This window comes from Vibrio sp. 1249-1, from assembly GCF_033340495.1.
In genome coordinates, this window is the sequence record NZ_JAWOWJ010000893.1 from 1 (window position 1) to 577 (window position 577).

The window sequence follows — 577 nt, forward strand, 5'->3', positions numbered from 1 at the left end:
CTAACTTACCTGTTCAATAACCTCGCTACGGTTGAAAAGCAGCTAAACAACATCAATAACCCAGATGCCGAACGCCTAGAAGAAGACACGCTTGCCGATACTAACCCACATACGTTGAAAGCGATGTGGCAACGCATTTCGGCTAACCTTCATAAAGATTCGATGCTATTTCGACATGCGTTGCGTATGTCAATTGCGCTTACTATTGGGTACGGCATCATTCAGCTATTTGATATTGACCGTGGTTATTGGATTTTGCTTACAACACTGTTTGTGTGTCAGCCGAACTACAGTGCAACGCGCCAAAAACTTACGGCTCGTGTGATCGGTACTTTAGCGGGGTTATTGATTGGCGTACCGCTGCTAACGTTCTTCCCTTCTCAAGAAAGTCAGTTGGTGTTTATCGTTGTTTCGGGCGTGATGTTCTTTGCATTTAGGATGAACAACTACGGCTACGCGACCGGATTTATCACCTTGTTAGTCTTGTTCCTGTTCAACCAGTTAGGTGAAGGCTACGCAGTGGTGCTTCCTCGGCTTGCCGATACACTGATTGGCTGCGCGCTAGCCGTCGCGGCTG

Annotated in this window: 1 protein-coding gene; it reads left to right on the forward strand. The window is 47.3% G+C overall.

Features of this window, described 5'->3' with window-relative positions; all coding sequences use genetic code 11:
• On the forward strand, nucleotides 1-577 hold a 577-nt coding region (locus R7Z50_RS29525), incomplete at both ends, for an FUSC family protein (protein ID WP_318150016.1).